The sequence below is a fragment of the Pseudomonas sp. AN-B15 genome (assembly GCF_019056475.1).
GTDB lineage: Bacteria > Pseudomonadota > Gammaproteobacteria > Pseudomonadales > Pseudomonadaceae > Aquipseudomonas > Aquipseudomonas parakoreensis.
In genome coordinates this window covers 4,652,612-4,667,859 of sequence record NZ_CP049737.1, presented here as the reverse complement: position 1 = coordinate 4,667,859, position 15,248 = coordinate 4,652,612, and the positions used below count along the sequence as shown (strand labels likewise).

Annotated in this window: 11 protein-coding genes; 1 reads left to right on the top strand and 10 read right to left on the bottom strand. The window is 61.4% G+C overall.

The window, feature by feature from the left end; all coding sequences use genetic code 11:
* Window positions 1–52: 52 nt before the first annotated feature.
* The 10 genes from GTQ41_RS21080 to GTQ41_RS21035 all read right to left on the bottom strand — a co-directional run bounded on the left by GTQ41_RS21080 (window position 53) and on the right by GTQ41_RS21035 (window position 14,226).
* Entirely contained in the window at window positions 53–3,082 is a 3,030-nt protein-coding gene (locus tag GTQ41_RS21080) for a multidrug efflux RND transporter permease subunit (RefSeq protein ID WP_047296167.1), read from the bottom strand.
* A gap of 13 nt (window positions 3,083–3,095) precedes the next feature.
* Window positions 3,096–4,244, bottom strand: coding sequence for an efflux RND transporter periplasmic adaptor subunit (locus GTQ41_RS21075; protein WP_047296165.1), 1,149 nt, complete (start codon window positions 4,242–4,244; stop codon window positions 3,096–3,098).
* Window positions 4,245–4,470: 226 nt separating this feature from the next.
* Window positions 4,471–5,571: a DUF1513 domain-containing protein gene (locus GTQ41_RS21070; protein ID WP_047296164.1), complete on the bottom strand. Its 1,101-nt coding sequence runs from the start codon at window positions 5,569–5,571 to the stop codon at window positions 4,471–4,473.
* Window positions 5,572–5,585: 14 nt separating this feature from the next.
* Window positions 5,586–6,650: an imelysin family protein gene (locus GTQ41_RS21065; RefSeq protein ID WP_047296162.1), complete on the bottom strand. Its 1,065-nt coding sequence runs from the start codon at window positions 6,648–6,650 to the stop codon at window positions 5,586–5,588.
* A 26-nt stretch (window positions 6,651–6,676) separates the two neighbouring features.
* On the bottom strand, window positions 6,677–8,104 hold the full coding sequence (locus GTQ41_RS21060; protein ID WP_047296160.1) for a di-heme oxidoredictase family protein: 1,428 nt from the start codon (window positions 8,102–8,104) through the stop codon (window positions 6,677–6,679).
* A gap of 292 nt (window positions 8,105–8,396) precedes the next feature.
* Window positions 8,397–9,740, bottom strand: a complete 1,344-nt coding sequence (locus GTQ41_RS21055) for an imelysin family protein (protein WP_047296158.1) — start codon at window positions 9,738–9,740, stop codon at window positions 8,397–8,399.
* Between the two features lie 229 nt (window positions 9,741–9,969).
* Window positions 9,970–12,021, bottom strand: coding sequence for a bifunctional diguanylate cyclase/phosphodiesterase (locus GTQ41_RS21050; RefSeq protein ID WP_217325353.1), 2,052 nt, complete (start codon window positions 12,019–12,021; stop codon window positions 9,970–9,972).
* Between the two features lie 421 nt (window positions 12,022–12,442).
* On the bottom strand, window positions 12,443–13,039 hold the full coding sequence (locus GTQ41_RS21045; protein ID WP_003227660.1) for a superoxide dismutase: 597 nt from the start codon (window positions 13,037–13,039) through the stop codon (window positions 12,443–12,445).
* Window positions 13,040–13,215: 176 nt separating this feature from the next.
* Complete coding sequence (locus tag GTQ41_RS21040) at window positions 13,216–13,818, bottom strand: LysE/ArgO family amino acid transporter (RefSeq protein WP_047296156.1); 603 nt, start codon at window positions 13,816–13,818, stop codon at window positions 13,216–13,218.
* Window positions 13,819–13,824: 6 nt separating this feature from the next.
* Window positions 13,825–14,226, bottom strand: coding sequence for an ACT domain-containing protein (locus GTQ41_RS21035; protein WP_047296155.1), 402 nt, complete (start codon window positions 14,224–14,226; stop codon window positions 13,825–13,827).
* A 96-nt stretch (window positions 14,227–14,322) separates the two neighbouring features.
* On the opposite strand from GTQ41_RS21035, the gene GTQ41_RS21030 reads away from it, so the two are divergent.
* Window positions 14,323–15,216: a LysR family transcriptional regulator ArgP gene (locus tag GTQ41_RS21030; protein WP_047296152.1), complete on the top strand. Its 894-nt coding sequence runs from the start codon at window positions 14,323–14,325 to the stop codon at window positions 15,214–15,216.
* The last annotated feature ends 32 nt before the right edge of the window (window positions 15,217–15,248 follow it).

The following is a 15,248-nucleotide window of genomic DNA, read 5'->3' as shown; positions in this document are numbered from 1 at the left end:
AAAGATCGTCCGAACGCGGCCCGAACCTTCGGCAGCTCCTACACGGACATGGTCATGATTTGGGATCGGGCTTTGCCAGCAGGGTGTAGATGCACGGCAGCACAAACAGGGTAAACAAGGTGCCGATCGACATCCCCGTGGCAATCACCATGCCGATATCAAACCGGCTCACCGCACCGGCACCGGTCGCCAGAATCAACGGCACCATGCCGAACACCATCGCCGCCGTGGTCATCAACACGGGGCGCAAGCGGATTGCCGCGGCTTCCTCGACCGCTTCGCGCGCGGTCAGGCCTTTGTCCTTGCGTAACTGGTTGGCGAATTCGACGATCAGGATCCCGTGCTTGCTGATCAACCCGATCAATGTCACCAGGCCGACCTGGGTGTAGATGTTCATGCTCGACCAGCCAAGGAACAGCGGAATCAATGCACCACAGATCGACAGCGGCACCGTCACCAGAATCACCAACGGGTCGCGGAAGCTTTCGAACTGCGCCGCCAGCACCAGGAAAATAATCGCCAACGCGAGGGCGAAGGTTACCCACAGGGCGCTGCCTTCCTGCACGTACTGGCGCGAGGCGCCGCCATAGTCGAAGGCGAAACCCGCCGGCGCTTCTTCCCGGGCGATCTGCAGCACGGTGTCGATGGCTTCGCCCATGCTGACCAGCGGGAACCCGGAGATCTTCGCCGCGTTGAGTTGCTGGAACTGGTTGAGCTGGCGCGGCCGTGCCCGGTCGCTGACCTTGATCAGGGTCGACAGCGGCAGCAGCTCGCCCTGGGTGTTTTTCACGTAGTAATTGTTCAGCCAGCCGGGGTTTTCGCGGTACGGTCGTTCGACCTGAGCAATCACCTTGTAGCTGCGGCCTTCGATGGTGAAACGGTTGATTTCCGCCTCGCCCAGCAGCGTCGCCAGTGTTCCACCGAGGTCCTGCATCGACACGCCCATCTGCGCGGCTTTGGCGCGGTCGATATCGACCACCACTTCCGGCTTGTCGAACGCCAGATCGAGGTCTACGAAGGCGAACTTGCCCGACTCCATCGCACGTTTCTTGATCCGGTCAGCGACTTGCAACAGCAACTCGTAGTCGTTGGCCGTGTTGACCACAAACTCGAACGGCAGACCTTCACCGGTGCCGGGCAGGGAGGGCAGGTTGAAACCGAAAATCTGCAGGCCGGGGATACTCGCCAGTTTGCCTTGCACCTCGGGCAGGATCTGCATCTGGGTGCGGCTGCGCTCGTTCCACGGCTTGAGCAGGAAGCCGCCGATGCCCGCTTGCACACCGTTGTAGCCATTGATCTGGAACGAGGAGTAGTACTCCGGAAACTCTTTGAAGATCTTGATGAATTCGTCGGTGTAGGTGCTCAGGTAATCGAGGTTGGTCGGCTGGGGGGCCGTGGCCATCATGAAGATGATGCCCTGATCCTCATCAGGAGCCAGTTCCGACTTGGTGAACTTGAGAAACACCGGGATCAGGCACAGCACGATCACTGCGAACACCAACACCACCGGCCGTGTGTTCAAGGTGCCGTGGAGCATGCTCTGGTAGCGGCGTTTGAGGCTGTCGAAAATACGGTCGAGGCGGTGCGCCAGGCCACTGGGGTTTTCTTCGTGACGCAACAGCAGGGCGCACATCATCGGCGACAGGGTCAGGGCGACAATCCCGGAAATCACCACGGCACCGGCCAGGGTCAGGGCGAACTCCTTGAACAAGGCCCCGGTCAGTCCGGTGAGGAAGCCGATCGGCGCATACACCGCCGCCAGGGTGATGGTCATCGACACCACCGGCATGGCGATTTCCCGTGCGCCTTCCAGTGCGGCCTCCAGCGGCGTCTTGCCTTCCTCGATATGCCGGTGGATGTTCTCCACCACGACAATCGCGTCGTCCACCACCAGACCGATGGCCAGCACCATTGCCAGCAGGGTCAGCAGGTTGATCGAATAGCCCATCATCTGCATGAAGAACATCACGCCGATCATCGACAGCGGGATGGTCACCACCGGGATCACCACCGAGCGCAACGCGCCGAGGAACAGGAACACCACCACGATGACGATCAGCACCGCTTCGAACAGGGTTTTCACCACTTCGTCGATCGAGGCCTGAATAAACAGCGTGGCGTCGTAAGCAATCTCGCTCTTGAGGTTGGGCGGCAACTGCGCTTCCAGTTCCGGCATCAGCTTGCGCACTTCCTTGATCACATCCAGCGGGTTGGCCCCGGGCGTGGCCTTGATGCCGATGTACACCGACGGCGTGCCGCCGAACGAGCTGATCGAATCGTAGTTTTCCGCGCCCATCTCGACCCGCGCCACATCACTGAGCAGCACGCGGCTGTCGCCACTGACCTTGAGCGGAAGCGCCGCGAAGGCTTCGGCGGATTTCAGTTCGGTGTTGGCGTTGATGCTGGTGACCACGTATTCGCCCTTCACCTCGCCGGCGGCGGAGAGGAAGTTGTACTGGCGCACGGCGTTGGTCACATCGCTGGCGCTGAGGCCGAAACCGGCGAGCTTCACCGGGTCGAGCCACAGGCGCATGGCGAACACTTGATTGCCGAGAATCTCCGCCTCGGCCATGCCCGGCAAAGTCGCCAGTTTCGGCTGGATCACCCGCGACAGATAGTCGGTGATCTGCGGGTTGCTCAAATCCTTGCTGAAGAAACTGATGTACATCAGCGCCGAGGCGTCGGCCGATTCTTTGCTCAGCACCGGGTCTTCAGCGTCCTGCGGCAGTTTGTTCTTCACCTCGTTGGCCTTGGCCAGCAGTTCGGTGAACAAGCGGTCGGTGTTGGAGCCGATGCGCGCGTAGATCGAGATCACCGAGAAGTTCTGGCGGCTGACCGAGGTCATGTAGTCGATGCCTTCGGCGCTGGCCAGGCTTTGCTGCATCGGTTGGGTGATGTAGCCCTGAATGGTCTCGGCGTTTGCCCCGGGGTAGGCGGTGGTCACCGTGATCAGGGCGTTTTCCATTTGCGGGTATTGGCGCAGCGGCAGTTTGCTCCAGGCCTGGAAACCCAGCAGCACAATCAGCAGGCTGACCACGGTGGCGAGCACCGGGCGGCGGATGAACGGATCGGTAAAAGCCATGGGGATTCCTTGATCAGTCGGCGCGGGGCGGACTGTTCTGCTCGCCGAGGGTCTTGTCGTCGCTGATGGCAATGTGTGCGCCGTTGTCCAGTTTGATCTGGCCGGCGGTCACCACTTGTTCGCCGCTCTGCACGCCCTTGTTGATCATCACCAGGCCATCGCGGCGTTCACCGGTCTCGATGAAACGGCGTTCGGCGATCAGCACCGGCTGGCCCTGGTCGTCCTTGACCACGCTGCCATCCTCGGCCTTCTGTTGCCCGACCACGTACAGCGAGTTGCCGTAGAGGGTGTAGGTGATCGCGCTTTCCGGCACCACGATGTGTTGCTGTGGATCGGGCAGCAGCACGTCGAGGCTGGCAAACATGCCCGGCAGCAATTTGCCGTCGGGGTTGGCCAGGGTCGCGCGCACCAGAATATTGCGCGTGGTGCTCTCGACAATCGGGTTGATCGCGCTGATGGCGCCGGGGAAGGTCTGTCCGGGATAGGCCGCAACTGCGATCTGCACCGGTTGGCCGATGGCCAGTTTTGGCACCGATTGCTCCGGCACATAGAAGTCGGCGTAGAGGCTGCTCAAATCCTGCAGGGTAGCGATTTTAGTGCCGCTGGCGAGGTAGTCGCCGATGTCGACCTGACGAATCCCGATGGTGCCGCTGAACGGCGCGACGATGCGCTTTTTCGCCAGTGCTGCATTGAGCTGATTGACCGTGGCCCGCTCCTTTTGCAGCACGGCCGAGAGCCGGTCGTATTCACCTTTGGAGATGGCACGGCTGTCGATCAACTGGCTGCCCCGGCCGAAATCCAGTTGCGCCAGGCCCAGGTCAGCCTTGGCGGTTTCCAGCAGGGCGGCTTCGACGGCACTGTCGAGCTGCAGCAGTGGCTGCCCGGCCTTGACCTTCTGTCCGGATTCGAATTTCAGTTCAGTGACGGTGCCGGCGACTTCAAGACTCAGCTCGACGCCTTGCAAGGCCTTGAGCGAGCCGACGGTGGGCAAACGCATCTGCCACGGCTGTTCGGTAGCGCGGGCCACGGCGACGCTGATCGGCGGTTTCGGTTTGGAGAAGCCCTGGATCATGGTGTAGATCGAAAAGGCTTTGTACCCGCCCAATACCAGGACGACCAGCAAGACAACACCCAACATGATCAGCATGCGGCGACGCAGCATTTTTCCAGTTCCTTGGATAAATCAGGTGAGACAGGCGGGCACATTACCCCGAGTCAGGTGGGGATTCCAACTGCCAGTTATTACAGTGAGGACGAATAAAACCCCTGTGGCGAGGGAGCTTGCTCCCGCTGGACTGCGCAGCAGTCCCATGCTTTTGAGTTAAAAAAAGCGGGGCCGCTTCGCGCCCCAGCGGGAGCAAGCTCCCTCGCCACAGTACCGTGTTGATTCAAGCCATCAGATGAAGATGGTTGTCCCAGAGCCCCGCCGGCAATTCCAGCGGCTTGGCCAGCAGTTGATCCTGGCGGCAATCGTAGTAACGGCAACGGCCCTGACCCGAGGTCACGACGAAGCCGTCCTGCACCGCACCGACGCCGGCGCAATCGGGCAGCGGCGCGTCGAGGCGCACTTCGCCGCTGTCCAGATCCCAGATGAAGAAGCGGTTGCCGCGCGGTGCGGTCAACGCCACCAGTCGCAGTTCACTGTGCACCGCAACGCTGGCGGTGTAATGCCCCATCGACTGCAACTGATGCTCCGGCACCGGGAACGCCACGAAGGGCTGACCCGGACGCTTGATCGCCAACAGCTCGGAGCGCTCATGCGAGGCGCCCATGAACTGCTGGCCGGCGACGATGGTGCCGTCGCTGGCAATGCCCAGGTGGCGCACGCTGTTCATCTGCTGCGCAAGGGTTTCCTTGCTCAGCAGCGTGCCGTCGCGCTGCATCAGCACCAGGCTGGGTTCCATGGCGTTGAGGTTCATGTCGACGCGGCTTTCGGCCTCGGTGCGGATCCCGCCGTTGGCCACCACCAGGGTTTCGCCATCGGGCATCCACGACACCTGATGCGGGCCGAGGCCGTGGGTGGAAATCTCGCCGCTGTGCACCAGCCGCTCGCCTTCGAACCTGTACACCCCGAGCAGGCCACGCCCCGGATCAGTGGTGTCGTTCTCGGTGGCGTACAGGTATTCGCCGTCCTTGTGCACCACGGCGTGGCCGTAGAAATGCCGGTTCGGCTGCGAGGTCACGGTTTGCAGCAAGGTCCCGTCGCGCAGGTCGATCAGGTAACTCTCGGTGCCCGGGCGGCGGGCGACGAACAGCGCGATCGGCAGCGTCGGGTGGTTGATGATGTCGTGACAACGCTGGCCGACCTGGGTGGCGAACACCCGAGTACCGTCCAGCCGATAACCGACGGCGTAATGCTTGCCGTCGGTGTCGTCGCGCGCCGAGAGCAGCAGCGGGCTCTGATCCTTGCGCTTGAACAGCGTCCAACCGCCCAGTGTCACTGCTCCCAGCAGCAAACTACCTAAAGTCAGAGCCTGGCGTCGCAGCATGGCACTTGCCCTCATCAGTCACCGTCGTTGGCGTTGAAGCCCAGTTGGATGCCCAGCGCCTTGGCCAGTTCGCCTTCGTGCAGGCGATGGACGACGTTGAGGCTGTCGTAGAGATCGTTGAGTTGTTGACGACCGGCGTCGTCCTGGAGCATTTCGGTCAGCGAGCGCTGCGTGCTGCCGAACAGCTCCAGCGATGCGGCGTAAGCGGCGTCGATTTTGTCTGCCAACGGTTTCTGCTCGGCCGGCAACAGACCGCGCAGGCCCTTGTTGTCGACGCCTTCCCAGACGGTTTTGGCGGCAGCGAGGCTGGCTTCCAGCGCGGTCAGCGACGACTGGCTACGCCATGCATCGGCCTGGAACGGTTGCGGCACCCCCTTGCTCTGACGGCCCATTGGCGTGCCGAGTTTTTTCTTCAGGGTATCGAGGGCGGTGACCTGCACACGCAGCAGATCGGCGATCGCTTCGTGGGAGTCGGCGTAGCGCTGGTTGGGGAATTTGCTCATTTGCGCGAGCATGCCGTCGGTGTTGTTCCAGCTCTGCAGAATCTCTTCGGCCAGTTGCTTCTGGCGCTCGCCGATGGCGATCAGCAACGGGCAGTATTTGGCTTTTTGCTCGGCGTTGGCGACGTCCGGTTTTTCATCGAAGAGGATGTATTCGTAAGCCGACAGGCCCTGCACCACCACGCTGGATTTGGCCAGTGCGGCGGCGTCGATCTGCGGCTGGGCGGTGACCAGTTGCTCGACTTGACGGCCAACGAGGTTTTTCTTGTCCGGCCAGAACTGCACCTGCCACGAACGGTTGCCCTCGGCCAGTGGCCCGATCAGCAACGGTTGCAGCTCTGCCCAGGCTTTCTGCGCGTGCAGGAAGTCGGCGCGGGCGGTTTCCAGGGTTTCCTTGCCTTGGCAGTAGGCGAGGGCGCTGATCGCCAGTTGCTTGTCGGCTTCGACCCAACGGGTGTAGGTCGGCAGGATCACCGATTTGGCGATGGCGGCCGACGTGACCGCTTGCGGGTCCTGCGGCGAGCAGGCGCCGAGGGCGAGTGCGGCAAGGCTGGTGAACAACAACTTGGGACGGAACATGTCGGGCTCCCGATTCTTTTAAGTGTTTAAAGTGAGTTCAAGAACGCCAGCAGCGCGGCACGCTGTTCGGCGTTGAAAGACAAAACCTGTTGCTGCGCCTGCTGCGCTTCGCCGCCATGCCAGAGCACGGCTTCGAGCAGGTTGCGGGCGCGGCCGTCATGCAGAAACTGGGTGTGACCACTGACTGCCTGCGTCAGGCCGATGCCCCACAATGGCGGAGTACGCCAATCGCGGCCGGAGGCTTGGAATTCGCTGCGGTGGTCGGCCAGACCCTCGCCCATATCGTGCAGCAGCAGATCGCTGTACGGGCGAATCACTTGATTGGCCAGTTCGGGTTCGGCGGCGTTGGCGGCGGTGGTGTATTTCGGGGTGTGGCAGGACTGGCAACCGGCCTGGAAGAACAGGTTCTTGCCGGCCAGCACTTGTTCGTCATTGACGCCACGACGTGCCGGCACTGCCAGGTTGCGCGTGTAGAACAGCACCAGACGCAGGATGTTGTCGCTGACTTCCGGCTCGCCGTCCGGGCCATTGCCATTGGGTGCCTGTTTGCACGCGGTTTGCGCGTCGGTGCAGTCATCGAAGGGGCGCAGGCTGGTCGTGAGGCCCATGTCTCCGGAAAACGCGTGGACATTCTGCTGATTGAGATTGGGTTGCCCGGCTTTCCAGCCGAATCGACCCATGACGGTCTTTTGCTGCGCGTCATCCCAGACCCGATTCGCTCGGCCGTTGATGCCGTTGTTCTCTTTGGCTTGCGCGGCGGCGTTGGCGAGTATCGCGTCCTCGGGAATCGCTTCGAGCAGGCCGAGGCCGATCATCGGCGGCGCAACCCGGGCCGAGAAGCGCGTGTCCGGGTGCATCGGGCCGTAGCCCAACTGAGTGAATTGCAGCACCGGTTTGCGCAGCTCGACTTCGGTGCCGTCCTTGAAACGAATCGGCACCGGGGTGTATTCGACGCGCACCTTGCCCTCGGGCGTAACTCCGGGTACGGCCATGTCCTGGAACTGCCCGCCGTAGACCGGCTCCGGCACTACGCCGAGTTGCTCGATGACGTTGGCATAGGCCGGCGAATCGGGAATCGACAGGCGCACCAGCATCGACACCGCGTTCGCCGCATCCGGTGCCGGCGGGTGGCCACGGCCGTCCTTGATGTGGCAGTTCTGGCAGGCGTTGGTGTTGAACAACGGGCCGAGGCCATCGCGGGCGGTGGTGGTCGACGGCGCGATCACCCACGGACTGCGGAAGAAACTGTTGCCGACACTGAAGTCGACCCGACGCGACGGCGGCAGATTGGCCGAAGGCAGCGAGAACGCATTCTGATCGGTCTTGCGCACAGTCGTCGCCCCGCCCGAACGCGCTTCACCGGGCTCAGCCTTGGTAAAGCGCGGGGCGTCATCGCAGGCACTCAGGCCCAGGGCCAGAAACAGTGCGGACAAGCGAAGCGGCAGCGAGGGCATCAGACATCCTGCGGGCGGGCGAAAACAAAGGCGCAAAGTCTAACAGGGCGGGGGAGTTTGAATAAGAGGAATTATCGTTTGCTTGATTTGCGGCAGGGTTTCACTCGAGACCGAGGCGCAGCCATCGCTGGCAAGCCAGCTCCCACAGTATTTGTGTTGTACTCGGAGTGTGTGAACGCCGCGAAACCTGTGGGAGCTGGCTTGCCAGCGATGAGGCCATCAGCATCACCGCAAAAAGCAGGCATGAAAAAGGCGACCCGAAGGTCGCCTTTTTTGACGCAGACGCGCGTGATCAGAACTCGTGATCAGCGTTGTCCGGGTTCAGGTCGCTGATGCCCAGCTTGCCGGCAGCGGCTTCGATCGAACCGGTCTGCTTGACCAGCGCGGCGATGGCGTCACGCACGATCTGATTGCCGGCGGTGTTGCCCGCAGCGATCAACTGGTCGTAGTGCTCACCCTTGTTGGCGTGATCGACCATGACCTGGATCTTGGCTTCGGTAGCGGCCAGATCGGCTTTCAGCGCGGTGTCGGCAGTCGGGTCAGCCTTGGCCACCAGCGACGACAGGCTGGCGCCGGTCATCTTGGTCCCGTCAACCCGGGTGTACTCGCCCAGGTACACGTTACGAATGCCTTTGGCATCGTAGAAGTGCGAGTTGTGGGTGTTGTCGCTGAAGCAATCCTGTTCGTCTTCCGGCGAGTTGGCTTCCAGCGAAACCTTCATGCGCTCGCCCGCCAGTTCACCCAGGGACAGGCTGCCCATGCCGAACAGCATTTTGCGCAGACCGCTTTCAGCCGGCTCGGCTTCCAGGGTGGCGCGGTAGTTGTCAGCCACGTTCGGCTTCCAGTTGCCGACCATTTCTTCCAGGTCGCTGACCAGCAGTTGGGTCACGGCTTTGAGATAGGCACGGCGACGATCGTTGTGACCGCCAGTGGCGCCGGCGCCTTCCAGGTAATCCGACGCCGGACGGTTGCCGGCGCCCGGGCCGGTGCCGTTCAGGTCCTGGCCCCAGAGCAGGAATTCGATCGCGTGGTAGCCAGTGGCGACGTTGGCTTCGGAACCGCCCAGCTCGTTGAGGCTGGCGAGTTTTTCCGGAGTGATGTCCTTCACGTCGACCTTGTCTTCGCCGACCTGCACTTCAGTGTTGGCGATGATGTTGGCGGTGGCACCCGGGTTGCCCAGTGCGTGTTCGTAGGACTTGTCGACGTAGTCGATCAGGCCTTCGTCCAGCGGCCAGGCGTTCACCTGACCTTCCCAGTCGTCGATGATGGTGTTGCCGAAGCGGAACACTTCGCTCTGCAGGTAAGGTACGCGCGCAGCGACCCAGGCAGCCTTGGCGGCTTTCAGGGTGTCGGCGTTCGGCTTGGCGAGGAACGCGTCGACCGCGGTTTGCAGGGTTTTCGCAGTGGATTCGGCATCGCTGTAGACGGCGAAGACCATGTCCGCGTAGTGCGCAACCACAGCCTTGGCGGCGGCTTCATCGACTTTACCGGCAGCGGCGGGGGCCGGTGCAGCGGCGGTGCTGGCGGCCGGCGTCGGCGCGGCCGGAGCGGCAGCCTTGTCTTTGCCTTCGCCGCAACCGGCGAGGGAAATAGCGATGGCCAGCAGACTGGCGGTAGCCAGAGGCATACGAATCATGGCGAACATCCTGCTTCGGTAATGGAATGGACAGGGCGCGGGGGTGCGCAAAGCTGCGACATAATGCAAATCTTTCGCATTATGTGTAAAGGGTTGTGGCTGGAAATATTTCTTATTTACGCCGGTGTGATGGCGCAGATCAAAAGATCGCAGCCTCGTTTCACTCGACAGCTCCTACAGGGGAAATGCGATCCCTGTAGGAGCTGCCGCAGGCTGCGATCTTTTGACTTTATAAAATAGCCGCGTTGCTGCGTTGGGCTTGCTTGAGGTAGGCGGTCAGCTCCCGGGCCGGCAGCGGCTTGCTGTAGTGGTAACCCTGACCTTCGTGACAGCCTTCGGAGATGATGTAGGACTCTTGCTCGGCGGTTTCCACGCCTTCGGCGATCACCTGCATGCCCAGGCTCTTGCCCAGCTGGATGATGGCGCGAACGATGGTCGCATCGTCGTCGTCATCCAGCAGGTCCTGAACGAAGCTCTTGTCGATCTTGATCTTGTCCAGCGGCAGGCTTTTCAGGTAACTCAGCGATGAATAGCCGGTGCCGAAGTCGTCGATGGCAATCAGCGCCCCGGAGCGGCGCAGGCTCAGCAGGTGTTGGGCGGCGGTGCTGATGTCTTCCATCAGGCCGGTTTCGGTGACCTCCAGCTCCAGGCTGCGCGGTGGCAGGCGGTAGATCTGCAGCAGGTTGTTGACCACCCGCGGCAGCTCGGCGTGGTGCAGTTGCACGGTGGACAGGTTGACCGCCATGCGCAGGTCGACGAAGCCCTGATCGTGCCATTCCCGAAGTTGTTTGCAGGCCTGATCGAGCACCCATTCGCCGATGGCGATGATGGTGCCGTTCTGCTCGGCCAGCGGGATGAACAGGTCCGGCGGCACCAGACCATGCTCCGGATGCTGCCAGCGAATCAGTGCTTCGACCCCGACCACGCGGTGATCGCGGTAGCTGATCTGCGGCTGATAGACGAGGTAGAACTGGTCGCGAATCAGCGCGTCACGCAGGTCTTTTTCCAGTTCGCGACGGCGGCGCATCTCGCTGTCGACGCTGGCGATGTAGAACTGATAGCGATTGCGCGAGCGGGTCTTCGCCAGCGTCATGGTCTGCTCGGCTTTCTGCAACAGTTTCTCGGTGCTGTCGCCGTCTTCGGGGAACAGGGTAATGCCGATGGTCGCTCGCAGGCGGATCTGCTGATGATCGAGGTCAAACGCCGCTTCCAGATCATCGAGGATGCTTTGCGCCAGTTCTGCCGCCTCATAAGGCTGCTCGATATCGGCCTGCACCAGGGCAAACTGGTCGCCACCCAGACGAGCAAGGGCGCCAAGGCGACCGCTGTGGGCGCGCAGGCGATCAGCCAGTGCCAGCAATAACTGGTCGCCGGTCTGGTAGCTGAATTGCTCGTTGATGCCCTTGAAATCATCCAGCCCCACGCACAGTACCGCGCCCCGGCGTTGCAGCTTGCCGGCATCCACCAGAATCTTGTCCAGTTGCTGCTGCAATTGCTGGCGGTTCGGCAGGCCGGTGAGGAAGTCGTACTGGGCCATGCGCAGCAGGCTGTTTTCCGCTTCGTGGCGCAGGTGGGTGTTGCGCTCGATGGACTCGAGCAACTGGTTGGCGGTGTTGATCCAGATCCCCAGTTCGTTTTTCTCGTGGCCCTTGAGCTGCGGAATCTTGTGCTCGCTGGGGCGATCGGGATTGATTTCGGTGAGGTGCTCGATGATCCGCGACAGCGGCTTGGTCAGCAGCCAGTGATAGACCAGATACAGCACCAGGCCCATGGCCAGGGCGCGCAATACGCCGGAAATGAAAATGATCACCGAACTGACGATGAAACTCTCGCCATAGGTGGCGGTGTCGAGGGTGATGCTCAGGTCGCCGTAGTATTCGCTGTAGGGGCCACGACCGACCAGTTGGGTGGTGAAGGTGCGTTCCTGGCCGAGGATCAGATCGGTCAGCCAGCGGCTGTTGGAGTGCTGCAACTCACGGGATTTTTGCGCGAGCATCGCTTCGTTCGGATGGCCGATGGAGGCCTGGCGCACGGCGTCGTCCTGGAACAGGCCTTCGATCACCTGCATGCCCATTTCCCGGTCCAGGCTGTAGACCGCCTGAGTCGAGGGATCACGGAACATGTCGAGGATGCGCTGCGCGTCGCCGGCCACCGCCTGGCGGGTTTTATAGGCATCGAAAACAATCTGGGCGCAGCTCAAGACCACGCCGACGATCAATGCCGAAAGGAGCACGACCCGGAGCAACTTCACCGACAAGCTGTTCTTGAGTTCCAGCTTCAAAGGGTTATTCCTTGTTCCGTGCGGGTAGCGTCAAGTTGCCATGAGTATTGGCAATCCCGTGTTGGCAGTCAAAGGGACAATCAAGCCCAAGGATATTTGCCTGTGGCGTTGGCCGAAATGCTGCTGTCTGGAGTGTCAGCTCTATTTGTACTGTGTCGGTAGTTTCGGCCCTCAACTTGAGCGGTGCGGGACAATTTTTCCTCTTTTTGATGTTAGTCCGATGTGCTGCCCCGGCAAGCCGCCGCAGACAACGGTTATCGTGAGAAAAACGCTATTCCCTGTAGGAGCTGCCGCAGGCTGCGATCTTTTGATCTTGCTTTAAAAAATCAAAGTCAAAAGATCGCAGCCTGCGGCAGCTCCTACACAAAGCAAAGGCATAAAAAAACCCGGCAATAGCCGGGTTTTTTGACTGGCGCGCAGCTTAAGCGGTGAAGGTTTTGCCTTCGAACTGCTCGGCAACGAACTTCCAGTTGACCAGGTTCCAGAACGCTTCAACGTACTTCGGACGCAGGTTGCGGTAGTCGATGTAGTAAGCGTGTTCCCAGACGTCGCAGGTCAGCAGCGGGGTGTCGCCGCTGGTCAGCGGGTTGCCGGCGCCGATGGTGCTGGCCAGGGCCAGGGAACCGTCAGCCTTTTTCACCAGCCAGCCCCAGCCGGAACCGAAGGTGCCGATCGAGGTTTTGCTGAACTCTTCCTTGAACTTGTCGAACGAACCGAAAGCCGCGTTGATGGCTTCAGCCAGTGCGCCGGTTGGTTGACCGCCGGCGTTTGGCGCCAAGCAGTTCCAGTAGAACGTGTGGTTCCAGACCTGAGCGGCGTTGTTGAAGATGCCGCCCGAGGAAGTCTTGACGATCTCTTCCAGGGTCTTGCCTTCGAACTCGGTGCCTGGCACCAGGTTGTTCAGGTTCACGACATAGGTGTTGTGGTGCTTGTCGTGGTGAAATTCCAGGGTTTCCTTGGAAATGTGCGGCTGCAGGGCATCGTGTGCGTAAGGCAGCGGCGGCAATTCGAAAGCCATGATGATTCTCCTAATCAGGTCTGTTGCGGTGAGCGCAAGGCCGATCACGGGCGGCCAGAAATGCACCGACGAGTTTTTACTCTTTGCGGCGCAGGGTTCGGATCATAGCACCGGGGTCAAGGCTTAACCACGCAACAACTGTGTGGGATAGAGGTTCCAGAGCCTTTTGGAATAAATCACGAGGCCAGGATCAACTGACCGGCTACGGTGAACATCATCACTGCCACGAGAAGATCGAGAATCCGCCAGGTACTCGGCCGCGCCAGCCACGGCGCGAGCCATGCGGCACCGAGGGCGAGGGTGAAAAACCACAGCAGCGAAGCACTTGCCGCACCCACGACATAAGCCCCCGGCACCGATTGCTGCGCCCCCAGCGAGCCGATCAGCAACACCGTGTCCAGATAAACGTGCGGGTTGAGCAGCGTCACCGCCAGCGCGCTGAGCATCACCGCGCGCAACGAGCGCACGGTGTGGTTTTCGCCCTGATCCAGACTCTGTTTCGAGAACGCCCGGCGCAGCGCCTGGCTGCCGTACCAGATCAGAAAGACGGCGCCGCCCCAGCGCGCCACCGCGAGCAACGTCGGGTTCTGCGCCAACACAGTGGCCAGACCGAACACCCCGGCCGCCACCAGCAGCGCATCGCAGGCGACACACAGCGCCGCCACCGGCAGGTGATGTTCGCGGCGCAGGCTCTGAGCCAATACGAAAGCATTCTGGGTGCCGATTGCCATGATCAGCCCCAGGGCCACCAATAGCCCGTTCACGTAGCTTTGCCACATCAATAATTACTCCGCGTTGGCTGCGAGATCGCGCAGCACGTGCATGGCGCGTTCGGCGTCGGCCTGACCGACAAACAAATGATCGTGGTAGTAACCGGCGATCACGTTGCAACTGATCCCGGCCTTGCCCAATGCCGTGGCGAACGCAGCAGTGAGGCCGACCGCTTCCAGTGCCGAATGCACGTTGAGGGTGATCCACGCCGCGACATAATCGAAACTGAACCCGGCGCGTTCAGCCTGGGACCGCTCGAGAATCACGGTCAGGCCTTCCTGCTCGCGGAAGCTGCCGACAATTTCCAGACCATTGGGCAACTGCGCGTCGCGCAGGGTGCAGAACACGTATTCGCCGGCATTGAGCTGCGGGCTCATGCTGCGCAGCAGAGTCGTGAGAGAGGTTTCGCCAGCCATTGCCGTGTTCCTTGATAAAGAGTGCTTGCTGGCTATTCTCCGGTCGAAAGCGGTATAAGAAAAACCAATAGTGCTGATCGCTCATTAGGAAAACTGATGTTCGACTACAAATTGCTTTCCGCGCTGGCCGCCGTGGTCGAGCAGGCCGGATTCGAACGTGCCGCGCAGGTGCTGGGCTTGTCGCAATCGGCGATCTCGCAGCGGATCAAACTGCTGGAAGCGCGGGTTGGCCAACCGGTGCTGGTGCGCGGCACGCCGCCGTCGCCGACCGAGATTGGCCGACGTCTGCTCAACCATGTGCAGCAGGTGCGCCTGCTCGAACGTGACTTGCAGACCCTGGTCCCCGCACTCGACGAAGAGGGGCTGCCGGAACGTTTACGCATCGCCCTCAACGCCGACAGCCTCGCCACCTGGTGGGCCGAAGCCGTGGGCGATTTTTGCGCCGAACAGCATTTATTGCTGGATCTGGTGGTGGAGGATCAGACCGTCGGCCTCAAGCGCATGCGGGCCGGGGAAGTGGCGGCGTGTGTCTGCGCCAGCGAACGCCCGGTGGCCGGTGCGCGCAGCGTGTTGCTCGGGGCGATGCGCTATCGGGCGCTGGCCAGTCCGACATTCATCGAGCGGCATTTTCCCGACGGGGTGCGCGCCGAACAGTTGCCGCGCACCCCGGCGCTGGTGTTTGGCCCGGACGATTTCCTCCAGCATCGCTATCTCGCATCGCTGGGTGTAGATGGCGGATTCGAGCACCATTTGTGTCCGTCCTCCGAAGGGTTTGTGCGCCTGACCGAAGCCGGGTTCGGCTGGGGACTGGTGCCGGAACTGCAAGTGCGCGAGCAACTGCAACGCGGTGTATTGCGCGAACTGTTGCCAGATAAACCGATCGATGTGCCGTTGTACTGGCATCATTGGCGCAATGGCGGTCAGCTGCTGGCCTTGCTGACCGAACAATTGCTACGTTCTTCATCGCGCTGGCTGGTGCCCTTGGGCTGATGATCAGCGTCAAGACAGACGTATCAGGTAAA

What these genes read in the sequence shown, in the direction of transcription:
- GTQ41_RS21060 (WP_047296160.1), bottom strand. Translation starts at nt 8,104, where the DNA reads ATGCCCTCGCTGCCGCTTCGCTTGTCCGCACTGTTTCTGGCCCTGGGC.
- GTQ41_RS21075 (WP_047296165.1), bottom strand. Translation starts at nt 4,244, where the DNA reads ATGCTGCGTCGCCGCATGCTGATCATGTTGGGTGTTGTCTTGCTGGTC.
- GTQ41_RS21030 (WP_047296152.1), top strand. Translation starts at nt 14,323, where the DNA reads ATGTTCGACTACAAATTGCTTTCCGCGCTGGCCGCCGTGGTCGAGCAG.
- GTQ41_RS21070 (WP_047296164.1), bottom strand. Translation starts at nt 5,571, where the DNA reads ATGCTGCGACGCCAGGCTCTGACTTTAGGTAGTTTGCTGCTGGGAGCA.
- GTQ41_RS21035 (WP_047296155.1), bottom strand. Translation starts at nt 14,226, where the DNA reads ATGGCTGGCGAAACCTCTCTCACGACTCTGCTGCGCAGCATGAGCCCG.
- GTQ41_RS21040 (WP_047296156.1), bottom strand. Translation starts at nt 13,818, where the DNA reads ATGTGGCAAAGCTACGTGAACGGGCTATTGGTGGCCCTGGGGCTGATC.
- GTQ41_RS21055 (WP_047296158.1), bottom strand. Translation starts at nt 9,740, where the DNA reads ATGATTCGTATGCCTCTGGCTACCGCCAGTCTGCTGGCCATCGCTATT.
- GTQ41_RS21045 (WP_003227660.1), bottom strand. Translation starts at nt 13,039, where the DNA reads ATGGCTTTCGAATTGCCGCCGCTGCCTTACGCACACGATGCCCTGCAG.
- GTQ41_RS21080 (WP_047296167.1), bottom strand. Translation starts at nt 3,082, where the DNA reads ATGGCTTTTACCGATCCGTTCATCCGCCGCCCGGTGCTCGCCACCGTG.
- GTQ41_RS21065 (WP_047296162.1), bottom strand. Translation starts at nt 6,650, where the DNA reads ATGTTCCGTCCCAAGTTGTTGTTCACCAGCCTTGCCGCACTCGCCCTC.